This window comes from Pontibacter ruber, from assembly GCF_023630205.1.
Lineage (GTDB): Bacteria > Bacteroidota > Bacteroidia > Cytophagales > Hymenobacteraceae > Pontibacter > Pontibacter ruber.
In genome coordinates this window covers 1-17546 of the sequence record NZ_JALPRR010000002.1, presented here as the reverse complement: position 1 = coordinate 17546, position 17546 = coordinate 1, and the positions used below count along the sequence as shown (strand labels likewise).

12 protein-coding genes are annotated in these 17546 nt (G+C 51.0%); 6 read left to right on the top strand and 6 right to left on the bottom strand.

The annotated features are described in order from the left end of the window. Positions 1 to 22: 22 nt before the first annotated feature. Positions 23 to 1153: a PepSY-associated TM helix domain-containing protein gene (locus MJ611_RS06820; RefSeq protein WP_250428829.1), complete on the bottom strand. Its 1131-nt coding sequence runs from the start codon at positions 1151 to 1153 to the stop codon at positions 23 to 25. A 72-nt stretch (positions 1154 to 1225) separates the two neighbouring features. Further along, positions 1226 to 3577: a TonB-dependent receptor gene (locus tag MJ611_RS06815; protein ID WP_250428828.1), complete on the bottom strand. Its 2352-nt coding sequence runs from the start codon at positions 3575 to 3577 to the stop codon at positions 1226 to 1228. Between the two features lie 216 nt (positions 3578 to 3793). Here MJ611_RS06815 and MJ611_RS06810 point away from each other — a divergent pair, with 216 nt between their 5' ends. Further along, complete coding sequence (locus tag MJ611_RS06810) at positions 3794 to 4090, top strand: sll1863 family stress response protein (RefSeq protein WP_250428827.1); 297 nt, start codon at positions 3794 to 3796, stop codon at positions 4088 to 4090. Positions 4091 to 4154: 64 nt separating this feature from the next. On the opposite strand, the gene paaN is transcribed toward MJ611_RS06810, so the two are convergent. Then, complete coding sequence (gene paaN / locus MJ611_RS06805; RefSeq protein WP_250428826.1) at positions 4155 to 5828, bottom strand: phenylacetic acid degradation protein PaaN; 1674 nt, start codon at positions 5826 to 5828, stop codon at positions 4155 to 4157. 189 nt (positions 5829 to 6017) lie between these two features. On the opposite strand from paaN, the gene MJ611_RS06800 reads away from it, so the two are divergent. Beyond that, complete coding sequence (locus tag MJ611_RS06800) at positions 6018 to 9338, top strand: S8 family serine peptidase (RefSeq protein ID WP_250428825.1); 3321 nt, start codon at positions 6018 to 6020, stop codon at positions 9336 to 9338. A gap of 149 nt (positions 9339 to 9487) precedes the next feature. Here the strand turns inward: MJ611_RS06800 and MJ611_RS06795 are convergent, their stop codons facing one another. Further along, positions 9488 to 11758 (bottom strand): aconitate hydratase, encoded by a 2271-nt coding sequence (locus tag MJ611_RS06795; RefSeq protein WP_250428823.1) that lies wholly within the window; start codon positions 11756 to 11758, stop codon positions 9488 to 9490. A 171-nt stretch (positions 11759 to 11929) separates the two neighbouring features. On the opposite strand from MJ611_RS06795, the gene MJ611_RS06790 reads away from it, so the two are divergent. Further along, a complete protein-coding gene (locus tag MJ611_RS06790; RefSeq protein ID WP_250428821.1) occupies positions 11930 to 13195 on the top strand; it encodes a peroxiredoxin family protein in 1266 nt (421 codons plus the stop codon). 280 nt (positions 13196 to 13475) lie between these two features. Here the strand turns inward: MJ611_RS06790 and MJ611_RS06785 are convergent, their stop codons facing one another. Both MJ611_RS06785 and MJ611_RS06780 read right to left on the bottom strand, forming a co-directional pair. Further along, positions 13476 to 14102 (bottom strand): class I SAM-dependent methyltransferase, encoded by a 627-nt coding sequence (locus tag MJ611_RS06785; protein ID WP_250428820.1) that lies wholly within the window; start codon positions 14100 to 14102, stop codon positions 13476 to 13478. A gap of 335 nt (positions 14103 to 14437) precedes the next feature. Beyond that, complete coding sequence (locus tag MJ611_RS06780) at positions 14438 to 15415, bottom strand: polyprenyl synthetase family protein (protein WP_250428817.1); 978 nt, start codon at positions 15413 to 15415, stop codon at positions 14438 to 14440. 326 nt (positions 15416 to 15741) lie between these two features. Between MJ611_RS06780 and MJ611_RS06775 the strand changes: the two genes are divergently transcribed. The 3 genes from MJ611_RS06775 to MJ611_RS06765 all read left to right on the top strand — a co-directional run. Next, positions 15742 to 16587, top strand: coding sequence for an alpha/beta hydrolase family protein (locus MJ611_RS06775; protein WP_250428816.1), 846 nt, complete (start codon positions 15742 to 15744; stop codon positions 16585 to 16587). Next, positions 16580 to 17071, top strand: coding sequence for a 2-amino-4-hydroxy-6-hydroxymethyldihydropteridine diphosphokinase (folK, locus tag MJ611_RS06770; protein ID WP_250428814.1), 492 nt, complete (start codon positions 16580 to 16582; stop codon positions 17069 to 17071). Before MJ611_RS06775 ends, folK begins: the two co-directional genes overlap by 8 nt. A 113-nt stretch (positions 17072 to 17184) precedes the next feature. Further along, on the top strand, positions 17185 to 17546 hold a 362-nt coding region (locus MJ611_RS06765), incomplete at its 3' end, for a hypothetical protein (protein WP_250428812.1).

Below are 17546 nucleotides of genomic sequence, written 5' to 3'. Positions count from 1 at the left end.
CACAGCCATAAAAGCAGGCCTATCAGGCTATCGCTCCTTTTCCGGTAACAGCTTTTTTGTTTTTCTTCTTACGCTTCCCGCGCCAGATCAGCAGTCCCGTTACCCAGAGCGTAGCCGGCAAGAGCCCAAGTATAAACCAGAGCACCCGTGTTACATAACCGCCTACCTCACCGAAGTGGATAGGCACAAACCAGTTCCGGAGCAACCTGCGTCCGGCAGGCGCCGCCACCGGATCATAGGCATACAACGGTTTTCCTGTATACTGATCGAGGTACACCATGGGGCGGAGTTCTGCACCGGCATCGATGTCGCTGGCATTGGTCAGGGAAAAGTATACATGGCCTACGCTGTCTTTTGGCATCGTAAGGTTGCGCTTGTGGTAACCCTTATACTTGCTGCTGTTCATCAGTTCCATCGCCTGCTGTAGGGTCATGGGTTGTACGCCGGGTTGGTACACTGAGTGCAGTGCTTTGGGATTGGGTGTTAGTTCTTTGGCACCGGTGATCGAATCTACAACAGCGTGCATTTCTACGGAAAAGGCAAAGTATGCTCCGGTAATGGCGGCAAGGAACAACGGCACGCTAAAGTAAAAACCAAACACATTGTGCAGGTCGTAGCTGCGGCGCTTGAACGAGGCATTTGGTTTCAGGCGCAGCCCGTCTTTAAACTGTTTCTTTTTGCGTGGCCACCACAAGTATAATCCGGAGCTAAGCAGAACCAAGGCCATCAGCAGCGCACAAATACCAGTAATCACAGAGCCGATCTCTCCTACTACCAGCCCGCGGTGCACTTCCAGCACCTTATCCAGCACGCCGCGGCGCTCCTTCATTTCTCCGAGGTAATTGCCCGTAGAGGCATCATAAAACAGCCACTCTTTTTTACCTTCTACTTTCAGGATGTAATTTTCCAGCTCGCGCAACGGGAAGTGCACGTTGCTTACTTTGCCTCTAAAAGCTTCTTCCGCAGCCTGTATCACCACCTCCGGATTTACCGGAACTGCCTCCGGATCTTTAGCCCGGTATAGGTCTGCATAAAGCAGGCGGGTCAGTTCGGGCTGAAAAACATAGGCAGACCCGGTTACACCAACTACCGAAAGTATGGCGCCTGCCGTCAGGCCAATCCAGAGATGCAATTGCAGAATGAGTTTTCGCATAGGCTTTAACAAACACCGGCGACACAGCCAGAGACTGTGCCGCCAGTAGGGAGCAAAACTATAGGTTTATTTTTAAAATCTTACACCAACTGTACCCTGCAGGCTACGCGGCGCACCCGGCATAATGGCGGTAGCAGACTGTGAGCCGTCGTAGTAGTTGATATCAGCCAGGTTTTTCAGGTTCAGGGCTGCGTGGAAGCGCTTGGAGTCGTAGAACAAGGTGGCATCGTAGCGGGTGTAGCCAGGCAGCCGGAAGCTGTCAGCAGCATCTACCGGACGGTCGCCGAAGCTGGTAAAGCCGCCTCCAAAGCCAAGGCCTTTCAATACCCCGCTCTGCAGCACATAGGTCGTCCAGAGGCTGCCGCTGTGCTTGCTCACGCCCCGGAAGGCTACGCCAATGTTATTCTCGTTTGTATCTTCTGTGATGCGGGCATCGGTATAGCTGTACGTGGCGATCACGTTAAGGCCGGGCAGCACTTCACCGGTTATGTCGGTCTCAACGCCTTCGCTACGCACCTCTCCTACCTGGATCAGGTAATTTGCATTGTCCGGGTTGGTAAGCGGCACGTTGCTGCGCGTGATGTTGAAATAAGCTGCTTTGATGTTCACTTTGTCTTTCAGCAGACCTAATTTGGCACCGCCTTCATATAGGTTGGATGTTACCGGGTCGAGTGGGCGGGTCGTTACGCCATCTGCATTCAGCACACTACCCACTTCCGGCTGAAAACCCCTTGACCAGTTACCGTAGACAGAGAGCGGACCATATACTTCGTACAGCACGCCTATTCTTGGGTTAAGGGCGCGGTTTGGCTGTTTGGTTACTTCCGTAGAGAAGGTTTTGTCTTTGTTTTTCACCAAGCCGGTTCTTTCCAGATCCCATACATCGTAGCGCACGCCCATCAAAACTTTAAACCGTTGTTTTATCGAGAAGAAGTCCTGCACATAAAAGCCATACAGGCTGGTGTTATCGCGGTAATCATCCCCGAAGGCAAGTTTATTATAAGGCTTTGGCAGGCGGCTGTACTGTGGGTTGTATACATCCAGCGTATCGTAGGCTGCACGGTTGTACCAGATGTCGAACATAGAGCGGGCAATTTCTACACCTGCTACTGTTTTGTGTTCGAGCAGTGTACCCGTATTGAAGGTAGCGTATAGCTCCGTCTGCGTGGCAAAGTTGCGCTCGAAGTTGTACTGGTCCTGTATACGGCGCGTTACTTTGGAGTCGCTGCCTTTCAGAATGCCAGCCAACTCCACGATGGTGCGGTCTTCGGAAGAGTAGTTGAAGTTAGACGCATGGCGCAGGCTGAAGATGTCGTTGAAGCGGTGCTGCAGGTTATACTGTACCAAGCGGTTCTGGTGCTTGCCCCTGTTGTCCGGCTCGCCTATGGAGAAGTTAGCAGGTACATCTGCTATCACTTTGTTGAAGGCCACAATGCCGCGGTCAGAGGCCTGGTCATGATCCAGGTACTCGGCCTCTAACGTAAGCGAAGTTTTGTCAGAGAAATCATACGTGAAGGCTGGTGCAACAAAAACACGCTCGGTGCTCACGAAGTCGCGGTAGGTATCGCCTTTCTCGTACACCGCATTTAATCTATACTTAAAGGTCTTGCTCTTGTTGAAGGCGCCACCCAGGTCAATGGCCGGACGGATCTGGCCGAAGGTGTTGGCTGTTACCTGCACGTCCTGGAACGTATAAGCCGTTGGTTTCTTGGTGGTGATGTTCACCATACCACCTGGATCGCTCACGCCATACAGTACCGAAGCAGGTCCTTTCATCACCTCGATCTGCTGGATGTTGGCTGTTTCACGGAAGGTACGTACGCTGTTACGGAAGCCGTTCTTGAAGATACTTTCGGTGCTGGTTCTGAAGCCACGAACCTGGAAAATGTCTGTTCGGCCGCCAAAGCCGGTTTCCATGGTTACGCCGCTCACGTTGCGCATGGCGTCATCCAGGCGTACCACCTGCATCTGGTCCAGGGCACGGCGCGAAATGATCTGTACCGACTGCGGCACAGACTTCAGCGGCGCCTCCATTTTGGTAGCCGTAGAACCGATCGGCTGCACAAACTCACCGCTGTGGCTGGCGGTAATTTCCACCTCGTTCAGGGCAGTGGCAGAAGAAGGCAACAGCACATACACGGTAGCTGTAGAGCCAGCCTTTACCTCGACCTGGTTTTTGATAGTGGCAAAGCCAAGGCTGGTGGCTACCAAAGTATAAGTACCCGGCGAAACAGTTCGGATAACATACTTTCCTTCCTCGTCGGTGGTAGTGCCCAGGCTGGTACCTTCCAGGGCTACGCTGATCCCGATCAGGGGCTCGTTTCTTTCAGACACAACACGCCCTTCGATGCGGCCCACATTCTGAGCAAACGCAACTTGTGTTATGAATAGTAAAGTGATTACAATGGTAAGCAGACGGTGCATTTTCTTTTATTTAGATTGATTCTAAAGACTGCGCAAAAGTAAACACCATTTTTATATTACAAAACATCTATTTAGATTTTTTCTAAATAACCTAAGTAAACAAGTACAGCGATGCCCAGACAGGCCTGCCTATATCCTTTTTGAGCTTTAACAAGTATTTAGAGAGGAAGAAAGCCCATGGCAGGCTTTCGTGTTGACAGCTTAAATACAAACACTATGGATACGTATCACCTCAAACCTGAACATATGCGGGCACCAAACCATCTTACCCGCGAAGAGATCCAGAAGAGCCTGGATGAGTTGGATGGAAAAATCAAGATACTGAAAGGCCGGGTAAACGCCACCACTGCCGACTCGAACCATACTTACCACGAGCACATCGCGGCACTGGAAGCAAAGCGCGAACTGATCGCCCAAAAACTGGGAGACGAAGAAGACACCCAGAGCAAATGGACCGACCTGCGCGAAGGCCTGGATAAGCTTAAAAACGACATCACCAACCTGTTCAGCTAAAAAACAAAAGCCCCGGCACCTGAAAGTGCCGGGGCTTTATACTTATACTTTAATCAGCAACCGTTTAGCTCAGCGAAGGCTCTCTAAAGCCTACCCACGTAAAGCGCTTGATCACAAACTCAGGGTTGGTGAACGAGGCATTACCCGCCGGGTTACCACCTGTTACGTGGAAATCGGAGAAGCTCGCGTTCTGGTTCACATAAATACCGCCTGTCAGGTTAAAGCTCACCGGCGTGCCAGCCAAACTCATTTCATCCATGATCTTTTCTTTTACCGTCGGATCGGTCGTATACGCGCCGCAGGAAATGGCGCCATAGTTCATGGCCATCTCTTTGGCGATTTCGATCGACTGGTCGGTGTTCCGGGTTTTGATGATGAGCATGATCGGGCCGAACAGTTCGCGGCTGTAGCTTTCTTTTTCCGTCGCGTCCACTTCATAGATAACCGGGGCGCAGGTACGGGCATTGGCAAACATCGGGTTGCTGAAGTCGCAGGTGCTCAGTACGGTTTTGCCTTTTACGGTAGAAGATTCCTTCACACGCTCCAGCGTAGCCGGGTTCTGGATGGCACCCAGCACATGCGGCCCTGCTTTCGGGTTGTTTACCAAACCAGATACCGCATCGGCCAGTTTCTGCACTACTTCCTCGTAAGGCACGGTTTCGCCCCCTACTTTGATGCCTGTTTCCGGCACAAAGAAGTTTTGCGGTGCCGTGCACATCTGGCCGGAGTATAAACTCACCGAGAATGCCAGATTGTTAGCCACCTTGTCCAGATCGTCTACCGAATCAAGTATGATGGAGTTAACCCCGGTTTTCTCCGTGAACACGGTTTTGCCTTTCAGGCTCTCGATGTAGTTACCAAACTCGGTACCGCCGGTATAGTCGATCAGCTTCACTTTCGGATGCTCGGCCAGTTCTTTTGTGATCAGGTGGTCGTCGGCATCCACGGCCAGCTGGCAGATGTACGGCGGCAGACCCGCTTCCACCAGCACTTTCTGTACTTCGGCTACCACAATGGCAATTGGCAATACCGCTTTCGGGTGCGGCTTCACGATTACCGGGTTACCTGTAACTAAGCTGGCATACATGCCCGGCACGGTGTTCCAGGTCGGGAAGGTAGAGCAGCCAATTACAAGGGCAACGCCTTTCGGTACCGCTCTCCAGCTCTTGCTCAGCTTGATGTTATACTTGCCCATCGGCTTTTCCCACTCGGTTGCCTCCGGGAAACGGCTCATTTCCTCGTAGCCAGACGCAATCGCCTCCAGTGCTCTGTCAGCGGCGTGCGGGCCGGATGCCTGGAACGACATCATGTACGCCTGTCCGGTCGTATGCATGGTAGCGTAAGCAATCTCGAAGAAACGGCTCTTTACGCGCTCCAGCGTTTCTACCAGCAGGGCGGCACGGTCAGCAGGTTTGACCTTGCGCCATACATGGTACGCTTCTTCGGCACGCGACACCAGCGTATCAACCGAGAAGTATGGATACTTTACGCCCAGCGACTGCTGCTCGTAAGGCGACTCCTCCTGCCCTACCCAAGCTTCCGGGTTCTCCTGCAGCAGTTCGGTAAAATTCTGGTTCAGGTGGTTTTTATACTTCTCGCGTCCTTCCTTGTCGGCCGTTTCGCCGTAGATCTCCGGCGTTGGGTTCTCCGGGTAGTGCGCAAAGAACGTACGCTCGTGCAGCGCTTTTACGGCTGTATTTAATGTAGACTGATGTTTATTTACTAAATCTAAATTCATAGTCTTTTTTTTATATAATTAAACGCCTATATTAGAATCATTTGGTGGAAAGTTACGTATTTTTTTAGAAACGTCCGGTCAGGTGGCATTCTTTTCATGCTTATCTTTGATGCTTAAATCGTTACATTCTACCGGACAGCATTAGTACCGTTACATCACCCTTTTCTCACTTATTGCTTATATGATAAAATGATTACCGCGCTGTTGGTGCTAAAACGCTTTTTCCGGGCTTTTCTAGTATCTTTTCTTTTCGTTCCTTTTCTGTACGGCCAGGCACAACCCAAGCCAGCTGCTGGTGTTGGCGTGCGCACAAAGCCACATACAGTAGTATATAAACTGAAATCTCAGCCAGCAGGAGAACTACGCCTTGCTCAGGGTTCTACTGCCGGTTTGCAGGCTGTGTTGCAACAGGTAGGTGCAAAACAGGTCCTCCAGAAGTTTCCGAAAGCTGCCCCTCCTGTCAATGCCAGGAAAGGCGGCGGCGTTGACCTGTCGCTGATCTACGAGATGACGTATTCAGAAGGCCAGACGCTGGAGGAGATCAGGAGAAAACTCATGTCCACAGGTATGGTGGAGTATGTGGAGCCGCTTTACCAGCGCGAACCGCTTTACCAACCCAACGACCCTGCTTCCGACTCTACCAGGACCACACAATCCTATCTCAAGCTCATAGGCGCCTACAGCGGCTGGGCCGTGGAAAAAGGTGACTCCAACATCGTGATCGGTATACTTGATACGGGTTTCCGCCTTTCGCACTCCGACCTTAAAACACAGGTAAAGCACAACTACGACGATCCGGTAGATGGCATCGACAACGACGGTGATGGTTACACCGATAACTTCAGCGGCTGGGACTTTGCCGAAAAGGACAACAACACTTTTGACGACTCTTATTATGTAGGCCATGGTACAGGTGTAGCTGGCGCCGCCGCCGCCGCTTCCGACAATGGCAACGGTATGTCCAGCCTTGGCTTCCGGACAAAATTCCTGCCCCTCAAGATATTTCCTTCAACTGCAAACGGAAGCTTTCGCGGATACGAGGCCATCGTGTACGCTGCCGACAAAGGCTGCAGCATCATCAACCTGTCCTGGGGTGGCGAAGGGTACTCGCAATACGAGCAGGACATCATCAACTACGCTGTACTGAACCGCGACGTCGTGATCGTGGCCTCTGGCGGCAACACCAATGCCAACCTGAACATCTACCCTGCCTCTTACGACAATGTCCTTTCAGTAGGTGGCACGGATGGCAAAGACGTTAAGTTCAGGGATTATACCTACAGCTACAAAATAGACCTGACCGCACCCAGCATAAACATCTATACAACCAGCTTCAGCGGCGATAATGCCTACGGTGGCTTTAACGGTACGTCCGCTGCTTCGCCAATCGTAGCCGGAGCTGCCGCACTGGTGCGCTCCCGTTTCCCGCACCTGAATGCTCAGCAGGTGATAGAGCGCTTACGCGTTACTTCAGATGATATTTATAACCTCCCGGGCAACCAGCCTTACCTGGAAATGCTGGGCAGAGGCCGCCTGAACGTGAAGCGCGCACTGATGGAAACCACTGTAAAATCGGTACGGAACACTTTGATCAGGGTAGCCGGAAACCGGATTGCACAGCTGAACGATACGCTGGCACTGGAGGGCTCTTTCACCAACTTCCTCTCCCCTGCCACCAACCTGCAGGTAAAGCTTTCGACAACATCGCCTTACGTCAAGATCCTGGACGACGAGCTCACCCTGGGAAGTATGGCTACCATGGCTACGGCCGATAACAGGAGCCGTCCCTTCCGGTTTGTTGTGCTGCCCAATGCACCGCACAACATGGTCATTAACTTCCGGCTTGGCTTTACAGACGGCACCTACAGCGATTATCAGTACTTCCAGATTCCTGTAAACCCGGACCACATTACCCTATCTGCCAGCGACCTGCAAATGACGGTAAACGGCAAGGGTAACATCGGTTACAATGCTTTCAACTTTAACCAGGGAGTTGGCATAACCTACAAGGGCAGCAATTCGCTCCTTTTCGAAGGCGGTCTGCTGCTTGCTTCAGACGCGCAGCGTGTGTCAGACAACGTGCGCAACGCTTACTGGCAAACAGACGAGGACTTTGCAACGTCCAGCCCCATCCGGATGCACTACAATACCCGGCAGGCAGACCAGGAAATACGGAGCATCATGCACGATACCTATCCGTCGGAACAGCAGGTTGGTGTGCAGGTAAGTCAACGCTCTTTTGCTTGGTCAGGCGATAAGAACAAAGATTTCGTGGTGCTGGAATACACGGTCAAAAACATCACCCCGGACACAATAAAGACACTACACGCGGGCCTTTTTGCAGACTGGAACATCGGCAACCCTTACATCAACGCCGCCGATTGGGATAGTGCTAACAAGATGGGCTATGTTTACAACGTGGGTGAGGCCATGCCTTATGCCGGCATAAAGCTGCTCACCTCCGAATCGCCTTCGTACTATGCCATCGATAACCTGTCGGGAGGACGCAACACCTTCTCTATTGCAGACGGCTTCAGTGCCGAAGAGAAGTATAAAGCATTATCGGGTGGAGTGGCGCGCCAGAAAGCAGGGATGAATGGTTCGGGCAACGACGTTTCGCATGTGGTAGGCGTTGCGGCAACCAAGCTGGCACCTAATGAAACCAGGACCATTGCCTTTGCCATTGTTGCCGGAGACAACCTCACTGAACTGAAGAAGCACGCTGTAGCAGCACAGGAGCGTTATCAATTCATCCGGTCTGGCCCTGCCCCACTGGCTGTTAACGACACCCTTTGTGCCGGCACACCCGTTATGGTAGCCCCGAAAGGTGGCAAGCTTTTCAAGTTTTATGCCGACAATGCAAAGAATGCGCTGCTGGGCATAGGTCCAAACTATAGTATACCGGAGCTAACCCAGAATACCACCCTGTATGTATCCAATGCCGATTCGGTGTTTGAAAGTGCTCTGGTGCCGGTAGCTTATACCATTGCAACTCCAGAAGCCCGCTTCACAATAGACCAGGAAAAGCCCGTAATCAACCGCGCCATCACCTTCCAGACGCAAGGCAAGAACATCAGAGAATGGCTCTGGAGCTTTGGCAACGGAGAAACCACTACCGAACCGAAGCCGGTGTATACCTACACGGAGCCCGGCACCTATAACGTACAACTGGTGATAAAAGACAAGTATGGTTGTACCAATACCACCAGCCAGACCATTGAAGTGCTGCAGGCGGCACCTACTGCGGTGAATGAACCGAACGAGGGAAGCTTTCAGGTATACCCGAACCCTACAACCGGCCTGTTGACTGTAAGCCTGCCTGAGGATGGGAAAGCCCCTGTTATGATATTGACAGACATGATGGGCAAAACCATCCAACCGGTACTGCGTCAGCATCATCAGACAGAAGCTATCTACGATCTTTCCGCTCTGCCGGAAGGCGTGTATACGGCCCGTATTACCTTCGACAAAGCAAGTATCACTAGGAAGATCGTGCTTTTAAGAAAGTAAGGCTCATCAACCCAGAGCAAAGTATAAACAGCAGGTTATACTTTGCACGAGGTGGATCTATACTTTCCTGAAAGTATAAACATAAAAAGAGAGGGCTCCGCAGATTCTGCGGAGCCCTCTCTTTTTATTAGAATAGGATCAGCTTATGCTTAAGCTGTCTTCTGTTGCAAACGGATCAGGTTCAGTGCTGAACCAGCTTTGAACCACTCGATCTGACCTTCGTTGTAGGTATGGTTTACCTCGATCACATCCTGCGAACCGTCTTTGTGCGTTAACACAACCTTCAGTGGCTGACCAGGAGCGAAGCTTTCCAGACCAAGGATATCGATCGAATCTTTCTCCTCGATCAGGTCATAATCAGCTTTGTTGGCAAACGTAAGCGCCAGCATACCCTGCTTCTTCAGGTTGGTTTCGTGGATACGCGCAAAAGACTTCACCAGTACGGCACGAACACCCAGGTGACGTGGCTCCATGGCAGCGTGCTCACGGGAAGAGCCTTCGCCATAGTTCTCGTCGCCTACAACTACAGTACCGATGCCGGCAGCTTTGTAGGTACGGGCTGTTGCTGGTACGGTGTCATAACCACGGGTCATGTCGTTGTACACGTTGTTAGCCTCTCCGTTAAACGCGTTGATCGCACCGATCAGCATGTTGTTGGAAATGTTGTCCAGGTGACCACGGTACTTCAACCACGGACCAGCCATCGAGATGTGGTCAGTAGTACACTTACCCTGTGCTTTGATCAGCAACTTCAGACCTTTCAGGTCAGTGCCTTCCCATGGCTTAAAGCCTTCCAGCAACTGCAGACGGTCAGACTGCGGATCAACCACAACCTGTACGCTGCTGCCATCTTCGGCAGGCGCTACATAACCAGCATCTTCCACGGCAAAGCCTCTTGGCGGAAGCTCCACACCTACCGGCTCATCCAGTTTTACAGCCTGGCCTTCTTCGTTGGTCAGGGTATCCGTAAGCGGGTTGAACGTAAGGTCGCCGGCAATTGCGAAAGCAGTTACGATTTCTGGCGAAGCCACGAACGCGTGTGTGTTCGGGTTGCCGTCGTTACGCTTGGCAAAGTTACGGTTGAACGACGTGATGATAGAGTTCTTACGAGTTGGATCGTCGGTATGACGGGCCCACTGGCCGATGCACGGACCGCAGGCGTTTGCCAGCACCACACCGCCCATCTGAGCGAATGTATCCAACAAGCCGTCGCGGGCAGTTGTGTAACGTACCAGCTCAGAACCTGGCGTAATGGTAAATTCAGCCTGAGCTACCAGCTTTTTCGTAACGGCCTGCTCTGCAATAGAAGCAGCACGTGTGATGTCTTCGTAAGAAGAGTTGGTGCACGATCCGATCAGACCTACTTCCAGTTTAGCCGGCCAGTTGTGCTCTCTTACCACTGCAGCAAACTGAGAAATTGGCCATGCCGCATCCGGCGTGAACGGTCCGTTTACGTGTGGCTCCAGTGTAGTAAGGTCAATCTCGATCAGCTGATCGTAGAACGCAGCCGGATCCATGTATACTTCGTCGTCTGCACGCAGGTGCTCTGCCACCTGATCAGCCAGTTCAGCGATTTCCTCACGGCCTGTAATATTCAGATACTCTTTCATCTTCTGGTCGTAAGCGAACACAGAAGTAGTCGCGCCGATCTCGGCACCCATGTTACAGATGGTAGCTTTACCTGTACAAGACAGGCTGTTGGCACCCTCGCCAAAATACTCTACGATAGCACCTGTACCACCTTTTACGGTCAGGATACCGGCAACTTTCAGGATAACATCTTTCGGAGAAGTCCAGCCGTTCAGACGGCCTGTCAGCTTCACGCCAATCACTTTCGGGAACTTCAGCTCCCAAGGCATACCAGCCATCACGTCCACGGCGTCAGCACCACCCACGCCGATCGCGATCATACCCAGACCACCTGCGTTAGGTGTGTGCGAGTCTGTACCGATCATCATACCGCCCGGGAAAGCATAGTTTTCCAAGACTACCTGGTGGATGATACCAGCACCTGGCTTCCAGAAGCCGATGCCATACTTATTTGAAACAGAAGCAAGGAAATCGTATACTTCCTTGTTCTCGCTGTAAGCGTCTCTTAAGTCCTCGTCAGCGCCAACGCGTGCCTGTATCAGGTGGTCGCAGTGTACGGTTGAAGGTACCGCTGCCTGTGCTTTACCAGCCTGCATGAACTGAAGCAAGGCCATCTGTGCCGTTGCATCCTGCATAGCCACCCTGTCCGGAGCAAAGTCTACGTAAGACTTGCCACGCTCAAAACCCTGCTTTGCAGCACCATCGTACAGGTGCGAATACAGGATCTTTTCTGTCTGGGTAAGCGGTCTGCCTACTGCATTTCGGGCAGCAGCAATACGCTCGGCCATACCGGCATAAACTGCCTTGATCATTTCTAAATCAAATGCCATAGTTTTGCTATTGTTATGTTTTTAATGCTTCTATTATGAAGTTTACAAATGTACGAAATAAGCTTGTTTTTGAACAACATTAGCCGTAATGAATATAACAGTAAGTTACCGCCTGCCAATGCTGTTCTAATCGAGTGTGGCTTTTGACGTAATATCATGTATTTTTGCCACATGAAACACATTATTTCTAATACCCTGACAAGGCTCATTTTGTTTTTAACCCTGTCTGCTACATTTATGACAACTTCCTGTACTTCTTCAACATCCGGCGAGCAGTCGCTGAAGCCCGGCTTCTGGCGCGTAGGCCTGCAATCGCAGCAAGGCAAGGAAATCCCATTCGTAATGGAGGCAAAAGAGGAGAATGGCAAAACGGTACTCTACCTCATCAACGGCGAAGAGCGCATTCTGGTGGATGATATCAAGCAGGAAAATGATTCCCTGAAGATCAGGCTGCACATTTTCGATGCCGACCTGATTGCCAAAGTGGATGGCGATAAGATGAATGGCCGCTTTGTACGCAACGACCTGGCAACTCCATACTCTGTACCGTTCACAGCGGAACATGGCAAGAAGAACCGCTTTAAGGAGAACCCGGCTCCTGCAGATTTTAACTACGATGGCAAGTGGGAAGTGGTGTTCACACCAAAAGAAGGCAACAGCTACAAGGCTGTTGGCGTGTTCCAGCAGAAAGACAACTACCTGACCGGCACCTTCCTGACCGAAACTGGCGACTACCGCTACCTGGAGGGGCAAGTGGATGGTAAGGAACTGAACCTGTCCACCTTCGATGGCAACCATGCCTACCTGTTCACCGCCACGCCTACTGATGAGAACACCCTGAAAGGCGACTTCTACTCCGGTATGGTGGGTTATGAAAGCTGGACGGCCAAGCGCAACGAGAACGCCCAACTGGCCAGCGCCGACACCCTCACCTACCTGAAAGAGGGTTACGAATCGCTGGAGTTCACATTCCCGAACCTGGAAGGCAAGCAGGTGTCGCTGGCAGATCCGAAGTATAAAGGCAAGGTAGTACTGGTACAGTTGCTCGGTTCCTGGTGCCCGAACTGTATGGACGAGACCAAGTTCCTGGCGCCTTATTACCAGAAAAACAAAGACCGCGGACTGGAGATCATCGGGCTTGGTTTTGAGCGTAGCCCGGAGTTTGAAAAAGCAGCCGACCGCCTGAAGAAAATGCAGGAGCGCCTGGATGTGGATTACGACCTGCTGGTTGCCGGCACCTCCGACAAAGAAGCCGCTGCCAAAGCACTTCCGGCCCTAAACCACGTGATGTCTTTCCCGACCACGATCTTTATCGACAGGCAAGGCAAAGTACGCAAGATACACACCGGCTTCTCCGGCCCGGGTACCGGCAAGTACTACGAAGAATGGGTAGCTGATTTCAACAAGACCATGGATCAGTTGCTGGCTGAAAAGTAACATTGTTGCTTGTTAATTGCTGATTGTTTGGTCGGCAACTATGGCAAAGGCCGCTACTGCAGAAGTAGCGGCCTTTGTTTATTTATACTGCTCTGAAAATTAAATCAAGCTACTTCCTCTGTGCTTTAAACTATAGTATCGATAGACGAAAAACGAACAGAGAGTATGCTGGCGCGAGTTTGTAACTCGTGCCTTACAATGAGGTTGAGTTTGTAACTCAACTGGGCCAGAGGCCCAACTATAGTTAGTCACGAGCGAGGACGCTCGCGCCATGATATATTTATAGCTTCGGCTTCCTCAATCTAACAATTCTGAAAGTTCCTCTTAAGGCTGCCGGCTCGTTTAGCTCCATTTGCAGCGAAGTATGACTGACTATTGCGCCGATGCTGCGGTTGATATCAGAAAACAGGGTGCCGGCTACCTGGTTAAGCAGCCGTCGAAGTATGGAAGGCCGATGCCCTTCCGACAAAAATTTATCGAAAACCATTACTGTGCCTCCCGGCTTCAGTACACGCTCCACTTCTTTGATACAGACCATCGGATCGGGTATCACGGCAAGTATAAGATGAAGTATAACCGCATCAAACGCCGCATCCGGAAAATCGAGCTCCTGCCCGTTCATCACCTGCGCCTGCACCGGTATATTTAACTCGTTGGCACGTTTCTTCAGCTTGCTGATCATACCCGGTGTAATGTCGATGGCAGTGAGGTTGGTATAGCCTTGCAGGTACGGTAAATCGAGGCCGGTGCCGGCGCCAAGTATAAGTATGGCATTATCCGGCTTGGCAGCTAATAACTCTACCGACCGCTTTCTATACTTCCGGAAGATACGGTCAGCTACGAGATCATAGACGGGCAGGTACAACGTATACCGCAGGCGGTTCCAGGCGTTGGTGTTCAGGCTCATTTTTTCATAGGTTATTTTGCGCGAACAAAGCTACCTATGGTACCTATACTACCTGTTACAAAATTCCGGTTGAGATTTACAGAAGTATAAGGTTGGTGCGATGACCTCACAGCGTCCGAAGGTCCTGCGAGCGTCTTGTTTGTCAGAATCAGGATTTTTAGGATGAGAGGATGAACAGGATTTATACTTCTCCAGCGGCTTTACATTATGGTTCACGCAAGTCGCACGGACAGGTCACGACCTGCCCATACAAAAACCATCATGGTACAAGTAAATGCTTACGCTATAAAAAGCGAATCACGAAAAACGATAAACGAAAAACGATCAACGAACTTCTATTTTTCCCGCTCGATGGTATAAGCGATCAGCTGCTCCAGCGAGGTGCGGGATGGTGATGGCGGGAAAGTATGAAGGATTTCCAGGGCCTCTGCGTGGTACTTGTTCATCACCTTAACGGTGTGCTCGATGCCACCTGAGTTTTTCACGAAACTGATCACTTCCTGCACACGCTTGTTATCGCCGTTGTTGTTCTTCACGTTGTAGATCACGCGGCGTTTGGTTAGCCAGTCGGCCTGCTTCAGCGCATGGATCAGCGGCAGGGTCATTTTCTTTTCCTTAATGTCAATGCCGACAGGTTTGCCGATTTCGGCCGTACCGTAATCGAACAGGTCATCTTTTATCTGGAAGGCAATACCCACCTTCTCACCGAACAGGCGAGCCTTTTCAATGTCTTCTTTAGAGGCGCCTGCCGAGGCCGCACCCACTGCGCAACAGGATGCGATCAGCGAAGCAGTTTTCTGGCGGATGATGTCAAAGTATACTTCCTCGGTAATGTCGAGACGACGGGCTTTTTCGATCTGCAGCAACTCCCCTTCGCTCATCTCACGCACGGCATTCGACACGATCTTTAACAGGTCGTAATCGTCGTTGTGCAGGCTCAGCAGCAACCCTTTCGAGAGCAGGTAATCGCCGACAAGTACAGCTATTTTGTTTTTCCAGAGGGCGTTAACAGAGAAGAAACCACGACGGTAATTGGCATCGTCCACTACGTCGTCGTGCACGAGGGTGGCCGTGTGCAGCAGCTCGATCAGGGCAGCGCCGCGGTACGTGGCCTCGCCGATGCCTTTGCCAAAAAGGTTGGCCGTGAAGAACACGAACATCGGGCGCATCTGTTTGCCTTTGCGCTTTACGATGTAGCTCATGATCTTATCCAGAAGCAGCACCTTGGACTTCATGGAAGCCCTGAACTTCTTCTCGAACAGCTCCATTTCCTGCGCGATAGGCGCTTGTATTTGCGTTAGGCTGATGCTCATGTGTTAAGTTCGCAATATTACTACGCTCCGGAGTGGTTTCCAAACGTGTAGTGGCAAAACGGTGTTTATTTGCTGCCTGTTACCGGGCGTTCGCGTATAATGGCTAAATTGTTATATTGCTGCCTCCTGAATTGTTAAATTGCACAATTTCTAAATTGTCAGATCGCTAACTATACGTAGTTGATCCGACAGCATACGCTTCCAGGTTGAGCTCCTTACCTCGTTGAAGAATTAAACAACCGGAAATAACGTTGGCAGTGGTTAACCAGGCAAAGCACATTAAGCAAGTAACCATTTAACAATCAACAATTAAACAATTCAAAAGTATGAAAGTTGATTTTGTAGTCTATCCCGAGCACGGCCGCCCTTTCACTGCCGATGCCACTTACAGGCAGGATGGCGAAGCGAAACCTATCGTTATCTATACCCACGGGTTTAAAGGCTTTAAAGATTGGGGGCACTTTAACCTGCTGGCCCGTTACTTTGCCGAGCGTGGCTTTGTGTTCATCAAATTCAACTTCTCCTACAACGGCACCACCCTGGAAGATTACTCCGACGTGCACGACATGGAGGCTTTCGGGCAAAACAATTTCAGCCTGGAGCTCGACGACCTGAAAGCGTTGATAGACCTGGTGCACGATGCGCAGGGGCCTGTGCAGCAGCAGGAGCTCGACCTTACCCGCATCTACCTGATCGGGCACAGCCGCGGCGGAGGATCGGTTATACTGAAAGCTGCTGAAGACGATCGTGTAAAAGCCGTGGCTACCTGGGCAGCCGTAAGCGATTTTGACCAGCGCTGGCCCGAGGAGGTAATGGAGCAGTGGAAACAGACAGGAGTGCAGTGGGTGCCGAACGCCCGCACCGGGCAACAGATGCCGCTGTATTACCAGATCTTTGAGAACTTTGTCCAGAACAGAGACCGCCTGGAGATAAAACAGATGATCCGGAAAATGCGCCAGCCGCTGCTTATACTTCATGGCGAGCAGGACGAGACGCTGCCCATCCAAATGGCACATGACCTGCAAAGCTGGAAACCGGATGCCGAACTACACCTCCTGCCCGAAACCGATCACTCGTTTGGCGGTAAGCACCCGTACGAGCACGACGAACTGCCCGAAGCTGCCCGAGTAGCCGCTGACCTTACTGTGGACTTTTTTAGAAAACATGCCTAAACTATACCTGCTGCTGGGCGGCAACCTCGGCAACCGTACGTTATACTTACAACAGGCGCGCGAAAGTATAGCCGCACAGGTTGGTACTGTTTTACGCAACTCCAGACTTTACGAAACAGCCGCCTGGGGCAAAACCGACCAGCCTTCTTTCCTGAACCAGGTGCTGGAAGTACAAACAGAACTCGCCCCCGAACAGGTGCTTCAGAGTATAAACCAGATCGAGCACGAGTTGGGGCGTGTGCGTCAGGAGCACTGGGGTGCCCGTGTCATCGACATTGATATCCTGTTTTACGACAACCTCGTGCAGCAAACCCAGCGCCTCACCATCCCCCACCCGCAACTGCATTTGCGCCGCTTCACGCTGATGCCGCTTGTCGAGCTGGCTCCTGATATGGTACATCCAGTATTGGGCAGAAGTATAGCTCAGTTGCTGGAAGCCTGCCCTGACCTGTTGGAGGTAAAGGTGTTTAAAGAGGAAGTATAAATATCATGTTTAGGAAATACCTGTTTCCCTGAATCTGAATACTTATATTGTAGTTGCACTATACACTTCCGTTCAGCTTGCTAGACTTTTGAGTATTCACATACTTTTAGAAGTTGAAAGCTTCTAGTTATAGTGCAGATAGTAGGAGAAGGTACTCCTGCTATGCAGTAGTTAGCGCTAATTCAATAAATAAAGCCTCAAATTGGCACATAGAAGAACGAATGGGTCTTTTTTACAAAGCAACAACAAAGGAATTACTCGAAGCTAGAAATCAAATTATTCTTGAAATAGGAATTCCTTTATTGGAGAAAAAAGGCTTTAAGAAAACACCATTTTCAACTTCATGGTTTGGCAGGGACAGTCTGCATGGTTACATCTATGAACTATGTAGATTAACCCCTGAATCTGAGTTACAGGTAATTGAGATACAGATAGTCAGAGGTGACAAATGGATAAAGTTTATTTTAAATATCTT